This window comes from Streptomyces sp. SCSIO 75703 (assembly GCF_036607905.1).
In the GTDB taxonomy this organism is placed as follows: domain Bacteria; phylum Actinomycetota; class Actinomycetes; order Streptomycetales; family Streptomycetaceae; genus Streptomyces.
Genome location: NZ_CP144555.1, coordinates 1,771,080 through 1,792,670, shown reverse-complemented (window position 1 = coordinate 1,792,670; position 21,591 = coordinate 1,771,080). Strand labels below are relative to the sequence as shown.

Genomic DNA, 21,591 nt, shown 5'->3' with positions numbered 1-21,591 from the left:
AACATTCCGGGCACTTCAGGGCGTTTTCGCCCGTACAGGGAGGCGGCATGACAGAGACGGCGAGCGGTCCGGCACGGAGTTCCCGCGCCAAGGGCACCAAGGCGGGCAAGGGACTCCGGGTCGAGCGCGTCCACACCACTCCCGGGGTTCACCCTTACGACGAGGTGGCCTGGGAGCGTCGTGACGTCGTCATGACCAACTGGCGCGACGGTTCGGTCAACTTCGAACAGCGCGGCGTCGAGTTCCCCGACTTCTGGTCGGTGAACGCGGTCAACATCGTCACCAGCAAGTACTTCCGCGGTGCCGTGGGCACCCCGCAGCGCGAGACCAGCCTCAAGCAGCTCATCGACCGCATCGTGAAGACCTACCGGCAGGCCGGCGAGGACCACCGCTACTTCGCCTCGCCCGCCGACGCCGAGATCTTCGAGCACGAGCTGGCCTACGCCCTCCTGCACCAGATCTTCAGCTTCAACAGCCCCGTCTGGTTCAACGTCGGCACCAAGCAGCCCCAGCAGGTCTCCGCCTGCTTCATCCTGTCCGTCGACGACTCCATGGAGTCGATCCTCGACTGGTACAAGGAAGAGGGCATGATCTTCAAGGGCGGCTCCGGAGCCGGCCTCAACCTCTCCCGCATCCGTTCCTCGAAGGAACTCCTCTCCTCCGGTGGCAACGCCTCCGGCCCGGTCTCCTTCATGCGCGGCGCCGACGCCTCCGCCGGCACCATCAAGTCCGGCGGCGCCACCCGCCGGGCCGCCAAGATGGTCGTCCTCGACGTGGACCACCCGGACATCGAGGACTTCATCGAGACCAAGGTCAAGGAGGAGGAGAAGATCCGCGTCCTGCGCGACGCGGGCTACGACATGGACCTGGGCGGCGACGACATCGCCTCCGTCCAGTACCAGAACGCCAACAACTCGGTCCGCGTCAACGACGAGTTCATGAACGCGGTCGAGAAGGGCGGACGCTTCGGCCTGCGCGCCCGGATGACCGGCGAGGTCATCGAGGAGGTCGACGCCAAGGCGCTCTTCCGCAAGATCGCCGAGGCCGCCTGGGCCTGCGCCGACCCGGGCATCCAGTACGACGACACCATCAACAACTGGCACACCTGCCCCGAGTCCGGCCGGATCACCGCGTCGAACCCGTGCAGCGAGTACATGCACCTGGACAACACGTCCTGCAACCTGGCCTCGCTGAACCTGATGAAGTTCCTCAAGGACGACGGCCGGGGCAACCAGACCTTCGAGACCGAGCGCTTCCAGAAGGTCGTCGAGCTGGTCATCACCGCGATGGACATCTCCATCTGCTTCGCGGACTTCCCGACCCAGAAGATCGGCGAGAACACCCGCGCCTTCCGCCAGCTCGGCATCGGCTACGCCAACCTCGGCGCCCTGCTGATGGCCACCGGCCACGCCTACGACTCCGACGGCGGACGCGCCCTCGCCGGCGCCATCACCTCCCTGATGACCGGCACCGCCTACCGCCGCAGCGCGGAGCTGGCCGCCATCGTCGGCGCGTACGACGGCTACGCCCGCAACGCGGACGCCCACAAGCGCGTCATGAAGCAGCACTCCGACGCCAACGGCTCCGCCGTGCGGATGGACGACCTGGACACCCCGGTGTGGGCCGCCGCCACCGAGGCATGGCAGGACGTGCTGCGCCTCGGCGAGAAGAACGGTTTCCGTAACGCGCAGGCGTCCGTGCTCGCCCCGACCGGCACGATCGGCCTGGCGATGTCCTGCGACACCACCGGCGTCGAGCCCGACCTGGCGCTGGTCAAGTTCAAGAAGCTCGTCGGCGGCGGCTCGATGCAGATCGTCAACGGCACCGTCCCGCAGGCCCTGCGCCGCCTGGGCTACCAGGAGGAGCAGATCGAGGCGATCGTCGCCCACATCGCCGACCACGGCAACGTGATCGACGCCCCCGGCCTCAAGCCGGAGCACTACGAGGTCTTCGACTGCGCCATGGGCGAGCGCGCCATCTCCCCGATGGGCCACGTCCGCATGATGGCCGCCATCCAGCCGTGGATCTCCGGTGCCATCTCCAAGACGGTCAACATGCCGGAGTCGGCGTCCGTCGAGGAGGTCGAGGAGATCTACTACGAGGCCTGGAAGCTCGGCGTCAAGGCGCTCGCGATCTACCGCGACAACTGCAAGGTCGGCCAGCCCCTCTCCGCCAAGAAGAAGGAGCCGGCGCAGGAGGACGCGGCCGGTACGCCCGCCGAGGCCCCGGTCGAGAAGGTCGTCGAGTACCGCCCGGTCCGCAAGCGCCTCCCGAAGGGACGCCCCGGCATCACCACGTCCTTCACCGTCGGCGGCGCCGAGGGCTACATGACCGCCAACTCCTACCCGGACGACGGTCTCGGCGAGGTCTTCCTCAAGATGTCCAAGCAGGGCTCGACCCTCGCGGGCATGATGGACGCCTTCTCCATCGCGGTCTCCGTCGGCCTCCAGTACGGCGTGCCGCTGGAGACCTACGTCTCGAAGTTCACCAACATGCGCTTCGAGCCGGCCGGCATGACGGACGACCCGGACGTGCGGATGGCGCAGTCGATCGTCGACTACATCTTCCGCCGCCTGGCACTCGACTTCCTGCCCTTCGAGACGCGCTCCGCGCTCGGCATCCACTCCGCCGAGGAGCGTCAGCGCCACCTGGAGACGGGCTCGTACGAGCAGTCCCTGGACGACGCGGACCTCGACGTCGAGTCCCTGGCCCAGTCGGCGCCGCTCGCCCGGGAGCACCAGGCCGTCGCCACCCCGAAGGCCCGGACCGAGTCGGCCGGACCGGTCCCGCAGCAGGCGCACACCAGCGCCGAACTGGTCGAGATGCAGCTCGGCATCCAGGCGGACGCCCCGCTCTGCTTCTCCTGCGGCACCAAGATGCAGCGCGCCGGCTCCTGCTACATCTGCGAGGGCTGCGGCTCCACCAGCGGCTGTAGCTGACGGCGGGAGCCGCGCACGCCGGAGCGCGTGAGCGGACGAGCCGACGAACCAGAGGGAGGGGCACCGGCCGGCGCCGGTGCCCCTCTCCCGTGTGCCCGGACCCGTCAGTCCCCGAGCCGCGCGCCCATGACGCGGGTGAACGAGGCCGGATCGCCGTCGAAGCCGTGGACACCGGCGCGGAACTGCCACGCCCCCGACTCGTCCCGGACGAACTCGGCGACCGTCGCGGCCAGCGCCTCGGGCACGCCGCCGAAGTCGTCCTCGGCCAGTACCGTGTACCCCTCCCGGACGCGCAGCCCCGGCCGGGCCACGGCGCCGAACGGCAGGTGCCCCGAGCGCTGCTGGATCGCGACGCCGACCACCACCCGCCGGTACTCCGAGCCGAGCCGCTCCAGCTCCAGCGTCATGACCTCGTCGTCGCCGAAGCCCTTGCCGTCCTGGCTGTCCCGGTCGAGCAGGATCGTGCCGTCGGGCGAACGGCTGTCGAAGTGCACCAGGTACGAGGGAGCGCCGTACGGATCGGCCGCCGGGTAGGTCCCGGCGACGAGGTCCAGATCGGCGGGCGGCCGGCCCGCGGGGGACGGGTCCCACCGCAGCGCGACCTCGACCTTGCGGATTCCCTTGCTGAGGCCGTTCACAGACTTCCCCTTCCGGTTCCCGCCCTGCGAGTCCACCCAACTGCCCGGCAGTGACGGCCGGTTGTCCATCCTGCCACGTAGGGGAGGGGGGTCGGGGAAGAGTGGCTGGTCCGAGGGCCACCGGTGGCGCGCTCCCTGGCCTTACCATGGCGCGGTGCTGGTCAAGTGGACACGCTGCACCGTGGTGGACCGACGGGGGTTCGAGCGGGGGCAGCGGAAATGGGCGGGGCTCCCGGGGGAGCCGGGGTTTCGCGGGCAGGGGGGAGGGTGGAGCAGGGCACGGCCGGACGTGGCGCACGTCTTCGCCTTCTGGGAGAGCCGCACCTTCTACGACTCCTTCATGGCGCGGTCCCACGACCGTCTCGCCGCGTCCCAGGCCGGCACGTTCACGGACGGCGAGGTCCGGCTCTTCGACCACCGGTTCGACGTGAAGACCGGCTTCGAGCCCCGGTTCACCGACGCCGACCTGCTGCGGGTGGCGCTCGCCCGGGTCCACGAGGAACGGGCCGAGCACTACGTCCTGATGCAGGAGAAGGTCTGGAACCCGGCCATGGCCGGCTCGCCCGGCATGATCCGCGGCCTGTTCGGCGAGGCCCCGGGCAACGAGTACCTCGTCCTGTCCATGTGGCAGTCGGCCGCCGAGCACGGCAAGTACCGCACCGAGCGGATCGAGCGGCTCGCGCTGCGCGCCCAGACCGAGGCCGACATCGCGGCCCTCACCGGCGACATCGTCCAACTGGAACCGTCCTGGACCGTGTGACCGCGCGGCGGGCCGCCGCCCGGGGGCGCCCCGGACGTCCGGACCGCCGCCGACGTGCGGGGATGGTGTGACCCACGACGTACCGGGACGGTACGACCGAGACGTTTCGTGCGTCTCGCTCTAGGGTGCAGACATGGCACGACCACGGCGCATCGTTCTCGTCCGGCACGGGGAGTCGACGGGCAACGTCGATGACTCCGTGTACGAGCGGGTCCCCGACCACGCACTCGCCCTCACCGAGCGGGGCTGGGCCCAGGCGGAGGAGACGGGCAGGAGGCTGCACGAGGTGTTCGGCCGCGAACGCGTCAGCGTGTACGTCTCCCCGTACCGCCGCACGCACCAGACGCTGCGCGCCTTCGACCTCGACCCCCGTCTCATACGTGTACGGGAGGAGCCCCGGCTGCGCGAGCAGGACTGGGGCAACCTCCAGAACCGGGAGGAGGTGCTCGTGCAGAAGTCGTACCGCGACGCCTACGGTCACTTCTTCTACCGCTTCGCCCAGGGCGAGTCCGGCGCCGACGTCTACGACCGGGTCGGCGGCTTCCTGGAGAGCCTGTTCCGCAGTTTCGAGGAGCCCGACCACCCGCCGAACGTCCTCCTGGTCACCCACGGACTGGCCATGCGGCTGTTCTGCATGCGGTGGTTCCACTGGACGGTCGCGGAGTTCGAGTCGCTGTCGAACCCCGGGAACGCGGAGATGCGGATGCTCGTTCTCGGGGAGGACGGCAGGTACACCCTCGACCGGCCTTTCGAACGCTGGCGAGATCCGGAACCGTACGGGATCACCGGATAGAGTGGCAGGGCGATGACCGGTCAATCCTCTTCCGAAGGGCGCCTGGACCGCGCCCTGGCCAGCCTGCGCGGACTGTCGGTGGGCGACGCGCTCGGCTCGCGGTTCTTCGTCCCCTCGAACTACCCCCTGCTGAAGCGCCGCGAGTTGCCCTCCGGCCCCTGGCAGTGGACGGACGACACGGAGATGGCCGCCTCCGTGGTCGCGGTCCTCGCGGCCCACGAACGCATCGACCAGGACGCGCTGGCGCACTCCTTCGCCGCGCACCACGACGTCGACCGGGGGTACGGCCCCGCGGTCGACCGGTTGCTGCGGCGGGTCAGGGAGGGCGGCGACTGGAAGGAACTGGCCGCCGCGCTCTTCGACGGCCAGGGCTCCTGGGGCAACGGCGCCGCGATGCGCATCGCGCCCCTGGGCGCCTGGTACGCGGACGATCCGGAGCAGGCGACCCACCAGGCGGAGATCTCGGCCTACCCCACCCACCAGCACCGCGAGGCGGTGGTCGGCGCCATGGCGGTCGCCGCCGCCGCCGCGCTGGCCGCCGCCCCCGGTGGCCCGCCCACCGGGCCGGCGCTGCTCGACGGGGTGATCTCGCTGGTGCCGAAGAAGAGCGCGGTCGGCGCCGGGCTGCGCCGCGCGCGCGACATGCTCGACTACGGGGACACGGCCACGGTCGCCGCCGTTCTGGGCTGCGGCCGGCGGACGACCGCCCACGACACGGTGCCCTTCGCCCTGTGGTCCGCCGCGCGGTCCCTCGACGACTACACGCGCGCGTTCTGGGCCACTGCCCAGGCGGGCGGGGACGTGGACACGACCTGCGCCATCGTCGGCGGAGTCGTCGCGTCCGGCGGCCCGGCGGGCGCTCCGCCCCGCGCGTGGGCGGAGCGCACCGAGGATCTGCCGGCGTGGATGGGCCTCCCCGTGTGACGCCGGCCGCCGGCTCAAGGCCCGTCACTTTCCGTGCGGCGTGGGAACTCTGTGTGACGTCCGCCCGTTTTCCTGACGTCGGCCGTGCGGGGCGGTGAGCCCCCGCGCGGGAGGGGTGTCGTGAGGGGGTGGGCTGTGCCCGGGGGTCGGTCGTGGGCTGGGCGGGGTAGGCGTCGTGACCACGGGTCCGCTCGTCGTGGTGGCCGCGGTCGTGGCCGCCGTACCGGTCGTATGGGCGTTCGTGGTGGCGGGAGCGGTGCCCTCCCCTGTCGGCCCCGCGCGCCGGGACGGCGGGCGGGACCGGTGGCTGCCGGTGCGGCCGGCGGCCGCGCGACGCGATGTTCTCCCGCTCGGGGTGCGCCTTGCGCGCGGTCATTCACGAATGCGACAACACCGAGGCGGAGCACTTCCGTTCGGTGATCGTCGAGGGGGTCGTCCAGCCGACCGTCGCCATGCTCCACCAGATCATCAGCCGCGGCATCGAGCGCGGAGAGGTGCGCGAGGACGCGGCCGACGACTATGTCTACGACGCCATTCCGGCCATGCTGATGTACCGGTCGAAGATTTGTGGAAGCGAATGGAGCGACCGCGAGGTCGAGGAGATGCTCGACCGGTTGATGGTCCCGCTGCTGCGTCCCGCCGGCTCCTGAAACCGGCTCCGACGCCGGTGATAACCATCGGGAACCGATTCGGGGAGGCGGGGTGTCGCGGGCGTACGGAGGCGGCGTACGCTAAGGACGCCATGCCGTACGAACCGCCTACCCACACCGTCGAGCGCTCCCTTCGCGCCACGACCGGAGCCAAGGTCATCGCCGGTGTCGACGAGGTGGGGCGCGGAGCCTGGGCCGGACCGGTCACCGTCTGCGCGGCCGTCACCGGACTGCGCCGGGCCCCGGCGGGTCTCACCGACTCCAAGCTGCTCACGCTCAAGCGGCGCACCGAACTGGCCGAGGAGTTGCGGACGTGGGTGACCTCCTACGCCCTGGGACACTCCTCTCCGGAGGAGATCGACTCCCTGGGCATGACGGCGGCGCTGCGACTGGCCGCGGTACGTGCCCTGGAGATGCTCCCGGTGCGTCCCGACGCCGTGATCCTCGACGGCAAGCACGACTACCTCGGCCTGCCCTGGAAGGTCCGTACGGTGATCAAGGGCGACCAGTCGTGCGTGGCGGTCGCCGCGGCGTCGGTGATCGCCAAGGTCCAGCGTGACGCCATGATGGCCGAACTGGGCACCGCGCACGCAGACTTCGGTTTCGCGGACAACGCCGGGTATCCGTCGCCCGTGCACAAGGCCGCGCTGGCCGAGTGGGGGCCCACCCCACACCACCGTTTGTCGTGGGCGTATCTTGATGCGCTGCCCCAGTGGCGGCACCTCAAGAAGGTCCGCAGCGGGACGGACGGAAGCGCCCTGGAGGTCGAGGGCCAACTCGGCTTCGACTTCTGACGCTTCCGCTCGCGTCAACGCGCACCCGCCGATGCGAGCCGCACCCGTGTTTGATAAAAATCAGCCCATGCCTCTCATTCCCGAGGAGCCCCAGATTTACGAGAAGGCCCAGGGTCCCCGCGCCACTCCGGCCAGCGGCCGTACCGCGCCGACCCCCCGTCCCGTACCCGGCCCCCGTCCCGTGGCTCCGCCGCGGCCCGGCCGCCCCGGTCCCCCGCGGCCGGCCCCGTCGGCGCAGCGCGCCCAGCGTGACGCGGCCGCCAAGCCCGGACCGGGCGCCGCCGCCCCGAAGGGCCCCCAGACCCAGGTGATCCCGGCCGCGCCCGAGGGCGCGCTCGACGCCGCCGAGGAGGCCGTGGACCTCCTGCTGGAATCCGGCCGCGCCCCCGGCGACGTGCTGGTGATCACCACCGGTACCCCGCATCCGTGGGCCGCCCACGAACTGTCCTTCGGTGACGCGTCCTACTGGGCGCAGCACGACGCGGGCGACGACGTCTTCTACGCGGACGCCGCCGTCGCCGAGCGCGCCGGAGCGCGCCCCGTGGCGGTCGTGGTGCTCAACGGAGGACCCGAAGCCGCCGCCACCGCGCTGTCGGTGGCCCGGTCCCGGGCAGGTGCCCTGCTGATCGTCTGCGGTGACCCGAAGCTGATCGAATCGGCGCTGGGCGCCGGCGTCTGAGCGGTCGCGTCGCGTCCGGCGGACCCCGGGACATCCGGGACCGCCGTGTCCGCGCCGCGCCCGTGTGGACACGGCGCACCGTACGGCGTCCCGGCCGGCGGGCGTCCGTCTTCGCGGGGGAGGACGGTCCACGTCGGACAGGGCTCCGGTTCGCCGTCGTCGCAACGGGCGCGCGCCGTACCGGATGTGAGGTCCGTCGAGGACCGGACCGACGGGCGTGGTGGGCCCGACGGGGTGAGGCCGTCGTGTCGCCGGGCTCCGGTGGGCCCGGTGTGCGGGTCCCGCCCGGTCGGCGGGCCGTCGCGCGGCGCGGGCCGTCCGTGGCCGTCCCGCCGGTGCGCGGGGGCGGCGCTTCCGCCGTGGCCGGGGACCGCGTGCGGAGAGCGCGCGGGGACGGCGTCCGCCGCGTGCCCCGCCCGTGACGTGCCGGCCGTCCCGGGTCAGCGTGCCGCAGCCCCGCAGCCCCGCAGCCCCGCAGCCCCGCAGCCCCGCAGCCCCGCAGCGCGGGCCGTGCGGCGTGCACGCGTCCCGCGGCCCCCGCATCCACGTGCCGTCCTCCTCCGTCCGGCGCGCGGCGCACGCCGGGGGGACGCGCCGTGCCGCCCGGGGCCGGCCTCCCGTACCGCGACACCCGTGAGGGCAGGGTCACGCACGGCCGGGTGGCCGACCGTCGTCCCCGTCGGGTTGCATGGGGGCATGGACGATCCGGAACTCCGCGCCGAAGCCGATGCCCTCCTCTCCGACCTGGTAGGCGCCCCCAGCGGGACCGCGAGGCTGCGGGAGGACCAGTGGCACGCCGTCGCCGCCCTCGTGCGCGAACGCCGCCGCGCGCTGGTCGTGCAGCGCACCGGCTGGGGCAAGTCGGCGGTCTACTTCGTCGCCACCGCCCTGCTGCGCCGCCGCGGAGCCGGTCCCACCGTGATCGTCTCGCCGCTGCTGGCCCTGATGCGCAACCAGGTCGAGTCGGCGGCACGGGCCGGCATCCGGGCCCGCACGATCAACTCGGCCAACCCCGAGGAATGGGCGGCCATCCACGAGGAGGTCGAGCGCGGCGAGACCGACGTGCTCCTGGTCAGCCCCGAACGCCTCAACTCGGTGGACTTCCGCGACCAGCTCCTGCCCCGCCTCGCCGCCACCACCGGCCTGCTCGTGGTGGACGAGGCGCACTGCATCTCCGACTGGGGCCACGACTTCCGCCCCGACTACCGCCGGCTGCGCTCGATGCTGGCCGAACTGCCCGCCGGGGTGCCCGTCCTGGCGACCACCGCGACCGCCAACGCGCGGGTCACGGCCGACGTCGCCGAACAGCTCGGCACCGGCGGCGGCGAGGCGCTGGTGCTGCGCGGCCCGCTCGACCGGGAGAGCCTGCGGCTCGGCGTCGTCCGGCTGCCGGACGCCGCGCACCGGCTGGGCTGGCTCGCCGAGCACCTGGACGAACTGCCGGGCTCGGGGATCGTCTACGCCCTCACCGTGGCCGCGGCCGAGGAGGCCACCGCCTACCTGCGGCAGCGCGGCTTCCGCGTGTCCTCGTACACCGGGCGCACCGAGAACGCCGACCGGCTCCAGGCCGAGTCCGACCTGCTGGAGAACCGGGTCAAGGCACTCGTCGCCACCTCGGCGCTGGGCATGGGCTTCGACAAGCCGGACCTCGGATTCGTGGTCCACCTCGGCTCGCCGTCCTCGCCGATCGCCTACTACCAGCAGGTGGGACGGGCGGGCCGCGGCGTCGAACACGCCGACGTCCTGCTGCTGCCGGGCAAGGAGGACGAGGCGATCTGGCGCTACTTCGCCGACACCGCCTTCCCGCCCGAGGCGCAGGTACGGCAGACCCTGGCGGCCCTCACCGACGCCGGCCGGCCGCTCTCCGTGCCGGCCCTGGAGGCGTCCGTCGACCTCCGCCGCAGCCGCCTGGAGACCATGCTCAAGGTCCTCGACGTCGACGGCGCGGTCCGGCGTGTCAAGGGCGGCTGGACCGCCACCGGCGTCCCCTGGTCCTACGACGCCGAGCGCTACGCCTGGGTGGCGCGGCAGCGCGCGGCCGAGCAGCAGGCGATGCGCGACTACGTGGGCACGTCCGGGTGCCGGATGGAGTTCCTGCGCCGCCAGCTCGACGACGAGGGCGCCGTCCCCTGCGGGCGCTGCGACAACTGCGCCGGCGCCTGGGCGGATCCCTCCGTCTCCGCCGAGGCGCTGACCGGCGCGGCGAAGGAACTGGACCGGCCGGGCGTCGAGATCGAACCGCGCCGGATGTGGCCGACCGGGATGCCCGCGCTCGGCGTCGAACTGAAGGGGCGCATCCCGGCGGGGGAGCAGTGCTCCACCGGGCGGGCGCTCGGCCGGCTCTCCGACATCGGCTGGGGCAACCGGCTGCGCCCGCTGCTGGCCGACAACGCGCCCGACGCCGCCGTCCCCGACGAGGTGCTGCGGGCCGCGGTGGGGGTGCTCGCCGACTGGGCCCGTTCGCCGCAGGGCTGGGCGTCGGACGCCCCCGACGCCCCCACCCGGCCCGTCGGGGTCGTCGCGGTGCCCTCGCTGAGCCGCCCGCGGCTGGTCGGCTCCCTCGCCGAGGGGATCGCCTCCGTGGGCCGCCTGCCCTTCCTCGGCACCCTCGCCCACACGGGGCCGGACGGCGCCCACGCGGCGCGGCGCAGCAACTCCGCCCAGCGCCTCAAGGCCCTCTCCGGTGCCTTCGCCGTCCCCGGGGACATGGCCGAGGCCCTGGCCGGCACCCCGGGTCCGGTGCTCCTCGTGGACGACCTCACCGACTCCGGCTGGACACTGGCGGTCGCCGCCCGGCTGCTCCGCCGCGCGGGCGCGGCACAGGTCCTGCCGCTGGTCCTCGCCGCGGCGGGGTAGGCGGGCCGCCGGGGTGGGGGTGGCCTCGCGGGGCGGGGCGGCGTCACGAGGAAGGACGGCTTCACGCGGAGGAGGTGGCCTCACAGGGGAAGGGGCGACGGCTCACGGGGGAGAGGCCGCCTCCTGAGGGGAGCCGGTCTCGTAGAGGAGGGATGCTCTCCCGGCGCAGAAGCGGACTCACGGAGCGGGAGCCGCTTCCGGCGGGGTGATGTGTCCCTGATGAGAGTTATCCACAGGTCGAAACGGAATCTCCCGATTCGCGGGATCGTCGGGGCATGACGAACCACAGCGAACCGACGGGTCCCTTCGACCACTCCGACTCCGCCAGGACCGCGCGGCCCGGCCCCGCCGTCCCCAGGCAGGAGCCGCCCGGGAAGCCGGGGCCGGCTGCGCTGCCGGCCCCGCACGGCGGCCTCCCCGACGAGGCCCAGGTCACCCTGAGCACCCCGGCCGAACTGGTCGAGGCGCTGCCCTACCTGCTCGGATACCGGCCCGAGGACAGCATCGTCCTGGCCGCCCTGCGCGACCGGGACGGCCGGGGCCGCTTCGGCGGCCGGGCCCGCCTCGGCATCCCGGCGGACGAGGACGACTGGGCCGCCGCGGCGCGGCAGTTGGCCCACGGCCTGATCGCCGGCAGTGAGCGGCGGGGTGTCCGGCCCGAGCAGATGGTGGCCTTCCTCTGCCGGGACCCGGCACCGGGCGAGTCGGGCCGGCAGGTGATGACCCGGCTGAGGCCGCTGGCCCAGGCGCTGCGGGTGGCGTGCGGGGTCCTCGACGTGCCGGTGGTGGAGGCGCTGTGCGTCTCGGAGGGCCGTTTCTGGTCCTACTGCTGCGACGACGTGGAGTGCTGCCCGCCCGAGGGGACCCCCCTGGGGCTGCCGGGCACGTCCGTGGTCGCCGCAGCGGCCACCTACGCGGGCATCCAGGTCCGCGGTTCGCTGGGAGAGCTGCGCGCCAGGCTGCTGCCCCGCCAGGAGACGGCGACCCGAGGCCAGGAGGCCGCCCTGGACGCGGCGGGCCTGACCCTGGTGACCCGCCTCCTCGACGACGCCTGCCGCCCGGAGGTGGAGGCCGAGACCCTGGAACTGGCGGAGCGGATCATGCGGCGGCTGTCCGACGCCGGGCCGGTGCCCGGGGCACCCGCGGAGGACGCGCGCGACGACGCCCTGCTGAGCGACGAGGAGGCGGCGGTGCTCATCCTCGGCCTCCAGGACCGGGCCACCCGGGACCGCGCCGCCGAGTGGATGGAGGGCGCCGACGCGGGACCCGCCCTGCGCCTGTGGCGGGCCCTCTCCCGCCGCTGCGCGGGAGCGTACGGCGAGCACGCGGCGGCGACCCTCGCCCTCGCCGGCTGGGTCGCCTGGTCCACCGGGGACGAGGTGGAGGCCCGCGAAGCCTTCGCCATGGCCCTGGGCGCGGACCCGGACTACCTCTTCGCCCGCCTCCTGCACCGGGCGTGCAACGAGGGGCTGGACCCGGAATCGGTCCGCCGCTGCCTGCGCGCGGAACGCGATCGCCGGACACCGGGAGGCGCGGAGGGCACGCCGGGCACGCGGAGTGCCCGGGGCTTGGAAGGCGCGCAGGCGGAGAGCGGCGAGGCCGGGGATGCCGAGGAGTCCGGTGAGGACGCGCGGGGTGCCGGACCGGCGCGGGCGGAGGCGGGCGCGGAGCGCCCCGGCACCGGCTCCGGTGACGACGACGGGGAGGGAGACGCCGGGGCCCCGGACGCCGCGGTGCGGGGCGCGGGCCCCCGGAAGGGGGAGCGGGGTGAGCCGGTCGAGGAGGTGACCGCCGTACGGACCCCTTCCCGGCGCCGGGGCCTCGTCCGCCCCGGCGCCTCCCCCGGCGGTGTCCGGTCCCGGACGCGGGCCAGGATGCGGGCGACGGCGCGGGCGCACGGCCGTGCCCCGGGTCCCGCGGTGGTCCGCCCCCGGACCCCTGTGGGCGGCACACGCCCCGGTGAGACCCGGATGAACCGGGCGCGGGCACGCGCGGTGCGGCAGGACGTCACCCGACGGTGGGCCACCGGCCACGGAGGGGCGCACGCCGGGGGAGCACGGGAGGGAGGAAGCGCTGAGTGACCGCCGGACGGAGTGGACGCCGCCCCCGCCCCCGGCACGCGACCACCGCGGCCTGGCCCCGGGGGGAGCGCGCCGCACGCCGTCCCTCCCCACCCGGCGAGGGGGTGGAAGCGGTCTGGGCGGCGCGGCCGAGCGCGGGACCGGCACGAGCCGACGGCGGCCCCCGCTCCGTCCCCGGAGGCGCGGCGCGCCGACCGCGCGCCCCTCGCGCAGGGCGGCGGCAGCCGGTGACCCGGGACCGGCTGACCTGCGCGAGCCGTCGGAAGGGGGGGGTGCGCGAGAGCGGAGACGACCTCGTCCGGGGCCGTGCGCCGGAAGGAGGGCGAGCGGCCGGACGAACCCCGCCGGGCCCGCGTCCGGCCTCCGCCCGGGGGGCTCGGCGAAGGGCGTGTTTATCGTCAGGCAGACGACTATGATCGCCGCATGCCCTACGACCCGTCAGCCTTTCCGCCCTTCGCCGTCACCGTGGACCTGGTCGTGCTGACCGTGCGCCGTCACTCCCTGTGCGCACTGGCGGTACGCCGGGGCGAGCCTCCGTTCCAGGGCCGCTGGGCCCTGCCCGGCGGATTCGTCCGGGCCGACGAGAACCTGGCACAGGCGGCGGCCCGGGAACTGGCGGAGGAGACGGGGCTGCGCGTGCACGATCCGGCCGCCCCCGCCCAGGAGCACGGAGCCCACCTGGAGCAGCTCGCCACCTACGGGGATCCGGAGCGCGATCCGCGGATGCGGGTGGTCAGCGTCGCCCACCTCGCCCTCGCCCCCGACCTCCCGGCACCGAGGGCCGGCGGCGACGCCAGCAACGCCCGCTGGGCGCCGGTCGAGGAACTGCTGGAGGAGGGCGTCGGCCGGGACGGGGAGCAGGCGGCGCCCCTCGCCTTCGACCACGGCCGCATCCTCGCGGACGGGGTCGAGCGGGCCCGCTCCAAGATCGAGTACTCGTCGCTGGCGACCGCGTTCTGCCCGCCCGAGTTCACCGTCGGCGAGCTGCGCCGCGTCTACGAGGCGGTGTGGAGCGTGGCGCTCGACCCGCGCAACTTCCACCGCAAGGTGACGGGCACCCCGGGGTTCCTCGTCCCGACCGGCGGGACGACCACCCGGCAGGGCGGACGTCCGGCCCAGCTCTTCCGGGCCGGCGGCGCCACCCTGCTCAACCCGCCGATGCTGCGCCCCGAGGTGTGACGCCGGGTCCGGGCCGGCCCGCGTAGCGGCCCACCGTCGAGGTGCCCGGACGGCACGCGAACGGCCGGTCGGAAGGGAGCGGGGGCCCGCCGCCCCTGCTCCCAGCGGCGTACGGTGACCGAAAAATCCGATATAGCGCGCTATCTTGCTGCGGGTGATCCAGGTCTTCGGATTGACCAGCAACCCCCGCAAGGAGCTTCCGCCCGCGGTCGACGACGTCTCCTTCGAGGCGCGCGCGGGCCGCGTCACCGCGCTGCTCGGAGCATCGGGCGCCGGCAAGACGACGGCGCTCAGACTCATGCTCGAACTTCAACCCGGGCGCGGCGTCACCCACTTCAGGGGCCGTCCACTGCACCGCATCGCCCACCCGGTGCGGGAGGTGGGCGTGCTGCTCGGCGATGTGCCGGGGCATCCCGGGCGCACCGTCCGCGGCCATGTCCGGATGCTGTGCGCCGCCGCCGGCGTGCCGGCCCGGCGCGGGGACGAGGCGCTGGAGGCGGCCGGCCTCGACGGCCTGCGCGACCAGCGGCTCGGCACCCTCTCCCGGGGCATGGACCGCCGGCTCGGCCTGGCCTGCGCCCTGCTGGGCGATCCGCACACCCTGGTGCTCGACGACCCGGCCGGCGCCCTGTCCGCGCGCGAGGCCCGGTGGCTGCACGCAGCGCTGCGGGCCCACGCCGACGACGGCGGCGCGGTGCTCTTCGCCACGGCCGACCCCAAGGAGGCGGCACGCGCGGCCGACCGGGTCGTCACCCTCGACCGGGGCCGCCTCGCGGCCGACCAGGAGGTGGCGGAGTTCTCCCGCACCCGGCTGCGTCCCCGGGTGGTGGTGCGTACGCCGCACGCCGCCCGGCTCGCCGCGCTCCTGACCAAGGAGGCGCGGGCGGCGAGACGTTCGGTCGAGGTCGTGCGGGAGAGCGGCAACCGCCTCGCGGTGTACGGCAGTACGTGCGCCGACATCGGCGAGAGCGCCTACCGCCATGGCGTCCTCGTCCACCAACTTGCCGACGAGACCGGGGACATGGGGCCCGGCGCAGGGGGCGCGACGGGGCCCGCAGCACCTCCCGGTCCTCGGCAGCCCGCCACCGTCGGCCTCGCCGTCCCGGCCACCGCTTCCGCCCCCCTGGCCCCGGGGCCCACGGCGTCCTCGACCACCACGGCATCCGCCTCGTCTACACCGCGCGCCTCGGACGCCTCACCGGGCCCCCAGGGCGCCCGGTCTCCGGCTGCGCAGCCCCCCAAGCCCGCGCACCCCACCCCGGAAACTCCCACCCCGGAAACCCTCACCCCGGAAACCCGCGCCCCCGACCCCGCCCCCGCCACGCCGGCCCGCACCACTGCCACCACCCCCGCCGGTCCTACCACGTCCGGTCCCTCGCGAGCCCCCTCCCCCCTCCCCCCTCCCCTCTCCCGCCGTTCCGCCCCCAGTCCGCTCCGGCCGCTGCGGTACGAACTGCGCCGGGTGACCGGTGTCCGCACCGGCTACCTCGTCGGGGCCGGTGTCCTGCTCGTCTCCGCCGTCACCGCCGTGCTCCTGGCCCGCGTCGGCCACACCCCGCGGCCGCGCCTGCTCGCCGCGTGGCCGCGGGAGCTTCCGCTGCCCCCCGCGGCCCTCGGCGCGGGGCTGCTCGGCGCGCTCGCCTTCGGCGACGAGTTCCGTCACCCCGCGCTGGCGGCGGACCGGGGCACCGTGCCCCGCAGGCTGGGGCTGCTGGCCGCCAAACTCGCCGTCGCGGGCCTCGCCGCGGTCGTCCTCGCCGTCCTCACGGTCGGCTGCGACGCCGAACTCCTGTATCTCGTCTACGGTCCGGAGCCGAGCGGCGTCCCGTCCGGCTGGCCCGCGCTGGGGGCGGCCTGGCTCGCCCTCGTCGTGGGCTGCGCGTGGGCCGGGGTGCTGGCCGCCGGGCTGTTCCGCTCCACCTCGGGCGGGCTCGCCGCGGTGGTCGCCGTCCCGGTCCTCGTCGTCCCGCTCGTGCGGAGGGTCTGGCACGGGCCGTCCGTGCGGAGCGCCGCCGGACTGCCGGTGCGGGTGCGCGAGGTGCTGCTCACCCAGTGGCCCTTCGGCGGGGGCCGGTACGTGGCCGAGGTGCTGCGGATGATCGCCCAACCCGTGGGCAGCGCCCTGCTGTTGTCGCTGACCATGTTGCTCTCTGCCTATCTGGTCATGTCATTGCGGAGCAGGGCCCGGTGAGCCGTCCGCCCTCTTCCGGTCCGAGCCTGTGCGCAACTCCCCGGGGAACGCCCATTTCTTTCCGATAAGGCGTCAATTGCGACGGGGTGAGCGATCACCCTTTCGTGTGCTTTTCACCAAAGCCCTCAAGGGAGTTGGGGCCAACGCCGACAAAGGATGCGTGAGTACCCTTGCGCACACCATGATGACCGCCGCCCGCTCCGCCGACTCCGGCCTCGCGAACCCGGGCGAACTCGACCGCTACCCCTACGCCGAGACGGCCCCCGTCGACCGCGTGGGGATGCCCGCCTGGGAAGGGATGGACCCCGAGCTGGGCCGCGTCGGCCGCCGCACCGCCGGCAACCGCGGCCGCGGACTGCACGGGCAACTCGTCCAGCAGCTCGGCCAGATGATCGTTTCGGGCGACCTGGGTGCCGACCGCCCGCTGGTGCCGGAGGAGATCGGCCAGCGTTTCGAGGTCTCCCGTACCGTCGTCCGCGAATCCCTGCGCGTCCTGGAGGCCAAGGGCCTGGTCAGTGCCCGCCCGAACGTCGGCACACGGGTGCGTCCGGTCAGCGACTGGAACCTCCTGGACCCGGACATCATCGAATGGCGTGCCTTCGGCCCGCAGCGCGACGACCAGCGCCGTGAGCTGACCGAACTGCGCTGGACGATCGAGCCCCTGGCCGCGCGCCTCGCCGCCGGGCACGGCCGCGAGGACGTCCAGCAGCGCCTGTCCGACATGGTCGGGATCATGGGTCACGCCATGAACCAGGGCGACGCGCTCACCTTTTCCCGTGCCGACTCCGAGTTCCACGCCCTGCTCATCCAGGTCGCGGGCAACCGCATGCTGGAACACCTGTCCGGGATCGTCTCCGCCGCCCTCCAGGTGTCCGGGAGTCCGATCACCGGCTGTGACCGTCCGACGGAGGCGTCGCTGCTCCAGCACGGCCGGATCGTCGACGCCCTCGCGGCCGGCGACGGCGGCGCGGCCGAGGCGGCCATGCGGCAGCTTCTCACCGTCCACCCCGAGGTCGAACGCGTGGTGCCCGCCCCCCGCGAGCACTGAGCCGGCCGTCCCGCCGAGCGCGGTGCGGGCCGGACCCGCCGGGCTCCTCCCGCGATGCGTCCGGCTGGTTCGCCGCCACCGACGGGCTCCGCGGAATCCGGCGTGATTCCGCGGGGTCCGACGGTCTGATGAGAGGCCGGGTACCCCCGGCGCGACCAGGGTGGAACCCCCTGTCGACCTGACCTGACCGGGCCTGTGCGCGTATGACAGGTTTTGAATGCTTACGGGGTGTGACTCGGGCCACGCGGATTGGGCGTAACGCTCGCGGGAGCCACGCGATGACTTAAGCGGTGACAGTCGCGGAGGGAATACGGACGCCGTTCACGGCGCTGTGCCTCTCCCCGGCCCCCGCCCGCGCCGTCGGCCCATCCCCAAGCCGGTGGTCGGCTCCCGTTCGTCACGAACGGAGCCGGAAGCCGTTTTCCAACGTTCCGAGAGGTTGTTCGTGTCGGCCAGCACATCCCGTACGCTCCCGCCGGAGATCGCCGAGTCCGTCTCTGTCATGGCGCTCATTGAGCGGGGAAAGGCTGAGGGGCAGATCGCCGGCGATGACGTGCGTCGGGCCTTCGAAGCTGACCAGATTCCGGCCACTCAGTGGAAGAACGTACTGCGCAGCCTCAACCAGATCCTCGAGGAAGAGGGTGTGACGCTGATGGTCAGTGCCGCAGAGCCCAAGCGCACCCGCAAGAGCGTCGCAGCGAAGAGCCCCGCCAAGCGCACCGCCACCAAGTCGGTCGCCAAGGCGGTGACCAGCAGGAAGGCAGCCGCTCCCGCCGCTCCGGCAGCGCCCGCCGCCGAGGCCGCCGAGGAAGAGGCGCCGGTCAAGAAGGCCGCTGCGAAGAAGACGACCGCCAAGAAGGCGGCGGCGAAGAAGACCACCGCCAAGAAGGCGGCGGCCAAGAAGGCGACCGCCAAGAAGGACGAGGCGGACCTTCCCGAGGACGAGGCGATCGAGGAGCCGAAGGCCGCCGCAGAGGAGCCCGAGGGCACCGAGAACGCCGGGTTCGTCCTCTCCGACGAGGACGAGGACGACGCCCCCGCGCAGCAGGTCGCCGCGGCCGGCGCCACCGCCGACCCCGTCAAGGACTACCTCAAGCAGATCGGCAAGGTCCCCCTGCTCAACGCCGAGCAGGAGGTCGAGCTGGCCAAGCGCATCGAGGCGGGCCTCTTCGCCGAGGACAAGCTGGCCAACTCCGACAAGCTCGCCCCCAAGCTCAAGCGCGAGCTGGAGATCATCGCCGAGGACGGCCGCCGCGCCAAGAACCACCTCCTGGAGGCCAACCTCCGCCTGGTGGTCTCCCTGGCCAAGCGCTACACCGGCCGCGGCATGCTCTTCCTGGACCTCATCCAGGAGGGCAACCTCGGTCTGATCCGCGCGGTGGAGAAGTTCGACTACACCAAGGGTTACAAGTTCTCCACGTACGCCACCTGGTGGATCCGGCAGGCGATCACCCGCGCCATGGCCGACCAGGCCCGTACCATCCGCATCCCGGTGCACATGGTCGAGGTCATCAACAAGCTGGCCCGCGTGCAGCGCCAGATGCTCCAGGACCTGGGCCGCGAGCCCACCCCGGAGGAGCTGGCCAAGGAACTCGACATGACCCCCGAGAAGGTCATCGAGGTCCAGAAGTACGGGCGCGAGCCGATCTCCCTGCACACCCCGCTCGGCGAGGACGGTGACAGCGAGTTCGGTGACCTCATCGAGGACTCCGAGGCGGTCGTGCCGGCCGACGCCGTCAGCTTCACGCTCCTCCAGGAGCAGCTCCACTCGGTGCTCGACACCCTGTCCGAGCGCGAGGCCGGCGTCGTCTCCATGCGCTTCGGCCTCACCGACGGCCAGCCGAAGACCCTGGACGAGATCGGCAAGGTCTACGGCGTGACGCGCGAGCGCATCCGCCAGATCGAGTCGAAGACCATGTCGAAGCTGCGCCACCCCTCGCGTTCGCAGGTCCTGCGCGACTACCTCGACTAGGTGTGCTGTCCGGACAGGTTGGTGACGCGGCTCGCGGGGTCCGGCCTGATCCAGACGAAAGACCCCAGGACCGCGGGCCACGCTCCGGCCACGGCCCGGTTCCCCCTCGCGGGGAGCCGGGCCGTGCCGCGTGCGGGGCCGGACACGGCACGGCGCGGGTGCGAGGCGGGACGAAGTGGATCACTCTGGGTGTTTGCTGGACACCCGGGAGTGAGGAGCCCGCATGTACCGTCTGCCCGTTCGCGCACTGGCCCGGCCCCTGGCCGGGCCACTGGTCCTGGCCGCCGCCGCGACCGCGATACCGCTGGCCTCCGCCGCACCCGCCTCGGCCAAGGGCGTCGTCGTCGGCGGGTTCCCGGTGGACATCGCGGACAGCCCGTGGACGGTGGCCCTCTCCAGCCGTGACCGGTTCGGCGGAACGCGGGCCGGACAGTTCTGCGGGGCGGCGGCCGTCGGACGGACCACCGTCCTCACCGCGGCCCACTGCCTGGGCGACCAGGTCCTCGGGTCCTCGCCCGAGCGGGTGAAGGACCTGAAGGTCATCGCGGGCCGCACCGATCTGCTCTCCGGCAAGGGCCGCGAGATCCCGGTACGGCGCATCTGGGTGAACCCCGACCACGATCCCGCGACCAACTCCGGCGACTTCGCCCTGCTGACCCTGTCCGAAGCCCTCCCCGCCGGATCGGCCATCGGGATGGCCGCCGAGGGCGACGACGCCTACGCCCCGGACACGGCGGCGCTGGTGTACGGCTGGGGCGACGACTCGGGCACCGGGGACTACGCGAACGGGCTGCGCGCGGCCCGGGTGCGGGTGCTGCCGGACGCGCTGTGCGAGCGGGCCTACCCGGGCGACGGCCGGGGCGGCTACCAGGCCCGGACGATGCTGTGCGCCGGCGACCAGGCCGGCGGGCGGGACGCCTGCCAGGGGGACAGCGGGGGTCCGCTGGTCGCCCGGGGCAGGCTCATCGGCCTGGTCTCCTGGGGCAGCGGCTGCGGACGCGCCGACAGTCCCGGCGTGTACACCCGGATCTCGGCGGTCCTGCGCGCACTGGGCTGGGACACGCCCTCGGAGGCGGCCGACGACGGAGCCTCGGACACCGCCCCGGACGCGGCGGGCAAGGGGACGGGTACCGCGACGCGGCCGGCGGACACACTCGCCGGCAGCGCCTCCGGCGCCCCGGCGAACGGCCCCGCCGCTCCCGGCGCGGGCCCGGCCACGCCGCCGTCCGCGGCGGTCCCCCCGGACCTGTCGACGCCGGCTCCGGGCGCCCCGCGGGAGGACGCCCCCTCGGACCCGGACGGGGGGGCTCCCGGCGGGCGGCCCGCCGAGGTCCCCGCGAACCCGCCCGCGAACGGCCCCGAGGGCGCCTCCGCGGCTCCCGGAGCGGGTGCCGCGAGCGAGGCTGCCCCGGCCCGGCGGCAGGGCGCCTGACGGGCCTGGAGCGCCTACGCACACGAGTGACGGGCGGCCGCCTCTGGGATCCAGAGGCGGCCGCCCGTCAGGCCAGAGGCGGCTCGCTCGTCGTGGGGGCGCGGAAGATCAGCGCTCGTCCTGGGGGGCGGGAGCCGACGTCGACGTCAGCCGCTCCGTCTCGTCCTGTATCTCAGCGGCGATCTTCTTGAGTTCCGGCTCGAACTTGCGACCGTGGTGGGCGCAGAAGAGCAGTTCTCCGCCGCTCAGCAGGACGACGCGCAGATACGCCTGGGCGCCGCAGCGGTCGCAACGGTCAGCGGCCGTCAGCGGGCTCGCGGAAGTCAGAACAGTAGTCACGTCGCCTCTTCTCTAGCTCGACGAGCTGTCGTACCAGGGTCAACATCCAACCAGCCTCGAAACGTTCCCGCTCGGGGCTTTTCCTCGAAAAAATCTTTTCCGTGGGGCTGGCTGCTGCCGGTTGGCGGCGAATGTGCCGTAGTGCGTGTCTCTGTGTCGTACGGTTTCGCGCGGTCGGTCGGTGTGGGTCCCGCCGGCTGGATTGCCGGTGTGTTCATGAGGACGTGCCCGGAGCCTAAATGGTTCATGCCTCGAAGGGAACGTGATGTGTACTTCACTCCCCCGGGGGATCGAACAGGTATGCGACTCTGGACTA

General features: G+C 73.5%; 14 protein-coding genes and 3 pseudogenes. 14 read left to right on the top strand and 3 right to left on the bottom strand.

Annotation, left to right across the window (positions count from 1 at the left end; all coding sequences use genetic code 11):
* Positions 1-47 precede the first annotated feature (47 nt).
* A complete protein-coding gene (locus VM636_RS07690) occupies positions 48-2,939 on the top strand; it encodes a vitamin B12-dependent ribonucleotide reductase (RefSeq protein WP_030421244.1) in 2,892 nt (963 codons plus the stop codon).
* Positions 2,940-3,043: 104 nt separating this feature from the next.
* Here VM636_RS07690 and VM636_RS07685 read toward each other — a convergent pair whose 3' ends face one another.
* Positions 3,044-3,577 carry a TerD family protein gene (locus VM636_RS07685; protein ID WP_338484127.1) on the bottom strand — a complete coding sequence of 178 codons (534 nt, stop codon included), beginning with the start codon at positions 3,575-3,577 and terminating at the stop codon, positions 3,044-3,046.
* 154 nt (positions 3,578-3,731) lie between these two features.
* Here VM636_RS07685 and VM636_RS07680 point away from each other — a divergent pair, with 154 nt between their 5' ends.
* The 6 genes and pseudogenes from VM636_RS07680 to VM636_RS07655 all read left to right on the top strand — a co-directional run bounded on the left by VM636_RS07680 (position 3,732) and on the right by VM636_RS07655 (position 8,177).
* A complete protein-coding gene (locus VM636_RS07680) occupies positions 3,732-4,337 on the top strand; it encodes a YdbC family protein (RefSeq protein WP_078856029.1) in 606 nt (201 codons plus the stop codon).
* Between the two features lie 133 nt (positions 4,338-4,470).
* Positions 4,471-5,130, top strand: coding sequence for a histidine phosphatase family protein (locus VM636_RS07675; RefSeq protein ID WP_030421247.1), 660 nt, complete (start codon positions 4,471-4,473; stop codon positions 5,128-5,130).
* Between the two features lie 12 nt (positions 5,131-5,142).
* On the top strand, positions 5,143-6,054 hold the full coding sequence (locus VM636_RS07670; protein ID WP_030421248.1) for an ADP-ribosylglycohydrolase family protein: 912 nt from the start codon (positions 5,143-5,145) through the stop codon (positions 6,052-6,054).
* 314 nt (positions 6,055-6,368) lie between these two features.
* Positions 6,369-6,704 (top strand): annotated as a pseudogene (locus VM636_RS07665) (TetR-like C-terminal domain-containing protein); the annotation flags it as partial.
* 92 nt (positions 6,705-6,796) lie between these two features.
* The gene (locus VM636_RS07660) at positions 6,797-7,498 is read left to right on the top strand and encodes a ribonuclease HII (protein WP_030421250.1); all 702 of its coding nucleotides are present in this window, start codon (positions 6,797-6,799) and stop codon (positions 7,496-7,498) included.
* A 67-nt stretch (positions 7,499-7,565) separates the two neighbouring features.
* Positions 7,566-8,177 carry a hypothetical protein gene (locus tag VM636_RS07655; RefSeq protein WP_338484123.1) on the top strand — a complete coding sequence of 204 codons (612 nt, stop codon included), beginning with the start codon at positions 7,566-7,568 and terminating at the stop codon, positions 8,175-8,177.
* 292 nt (positions 8,178-8,469) lie between these two features.
* On the opposite strand, the pseudogene VM636_RS07650 reads toward VM636_RS07655, so the two are convergent.
* Positions 8,470-8,750, bottom strand: a pseudogene (locus VM636_RS07650) (hypothetical protein); the annotation flags it as partial.
* Between the two features lie 123 nt (positions 8,751-8,873).
* Between VM636_RS07650 and VM636_RS07645 the strand changes: the two are divergent.
* The 7 genes and pseudogenes from VM636_RS07645 to VM636_RS07615 form a co-directional block, all read left to right on the top strand.
* Entirely contained in the window at positions 8,874-11,033 is a 2,160-nt protein-coding gene (locus VM636_RS07645) for a RecQ family ATP-dependent DNA helicase (protein WP_030421252.1), read from the top strand.
* A 275-nt stretch (positions 11,034-11,308) separates the two neighbouring features.
* Entirely contained in the window at positions 11,309-13,114 is a 1,806-nt protein-coding gene (locus VM636_RS07640) for a DUF4192 domain-containing protein (protein ID WP_338484121.1), read from the top strand.
* Between the two features lie 423 nt (positions 13,115-13,537).
* The gene (locus VM636_RS07635; protein WP_030421254.1) at positions 13,538-14,293 is read left to right on the top strand and encodes an NUDIX hydrolase; all 756 of its coding nucleotides are present in this window, start codon (positions 13,538-13,540) and stop codon (positions 14,291-14,293) included.
* Between the two features lie 154 nt (positions 14,294-14,447).
* Complete coding sequence (locus VM636_RS07630) at positions 14,448-16,484, top strand: ABC transporter ATP-binding protein (RefSeq protein WP_338484119.1); 2,037 nt, start codon at positions 14,448-14,450, stop codon at positions 16,482-16,484.
* Between the two features lie 160 nt (positions 16,485-16,644).
* Positions 16,645-17,532, top strand: a complete 888-nt coding sequence (locus VM636_RS07625; protein WP_078856254.1) for an FCD domain-containing protein — start codon at positions 16,645-16,647, stop codon at positions 17,530-17,532.
* A gap of 445 nt (positions 17,533-17,977) precedes the next feature.
* On the top strand, positions 17,978-19,504 hold the full coding sequence (locus VM636_RS07620) for an RNA polymerase sigma factor (protein ID WP_030422956.1): 1,527 nt from the start codon (positions 17,978-17,980) through the stop codon (positions 19,502-19,504).
* A 223-nt stretch (positions 19,505-19,727) separates the two neighbouring features.
* Positions 19,728-20,564: pseudogene (locus VM636_RS07615) on the top strand (serine protease); the annotation flags it as partial.
* A 480-nt stretch (positions 20,565-21,044) separates the two neighbouring features.
* On the opposite strand, the gene VM636_RS07610 reads toward VM636_RS07615, so the two are convergent.
* Positions 21,045-21,275 carry a hypothetical protein gene (locus VM636_RS07610; protein ID WP_030422954.1) on the bottom strand — a complete coding sequence of 77 codons (231 nt, stop codon included), beginning with the start codon at positions 21,273-21,275 and terminating at the stop codon, positions 21,045-21,047.
* Positions 21,276-21,591: the final 316 nt, after the last annotated feature.

What these genes read in the sequence shown, in the direction of transcription:
- VM636_RS07660 (WP_030421250.1), top strand. Translation starts at nt 6,797, where the DNA reads ATGCCGTACGAACCGCCTACCCACACCGTCGAGCGCTCCCTTCGCGCC.
- VM636_RS07655 (WP_338484123.1), top strand. Translation starts at nt 7,566, where the DNA reads ATGCCTCTCATTCCCGAGGAGCCCCAGATTTACGAGAAGGCCCAGGGT.
- VM636_RS07635 (WP_030421254.1), top strand. Translation starts at nt 13,538, where the DNA reads ATGCCCTACGACCCGTCAGCCTTTCCGCCCTTCGCCGTCACCGTGGAC.
- VM636_RS07670 (WP_030421248.1), top strand. Translation starts at nt 5,143, where the DNA reads ATGACCGGTCAATCCTCTTCCGAAGGGCGCCTGGACCGCGCCCTGGCC.
- VM636_RS07640 (WP_338484121.1), top strand. Translation starts at nt 11,309, where the DNA reads ATGACGAACCACAGCGAACCGACGGGTCCCTTCGACCACTCCGACTCC.
- VM636_RS07645 (WP_030421252.1), top strand. Translation starts at nt 8,874, where the DNA reads ATGGACGATCCGGAACTCCGCGCCGAAGCCGATGCCCTCCTCTCCGAC.
- VM636_RS07675 (WP_030421247.1), top strand. Translation starts at nt 4,471, where the DNA reads ATGGCACGACCACGGCGCATCGTTCTCGTCCGGCACGGGGAGTCGACG.
- VM636_RS07690 (WP_030421244.1), top strand. Translation starts at nt 48, where the DNA reads ATGACAGAGACGGCGAGCGGTCCGGCACGGAGTTCCCGCGCCAAGGGC.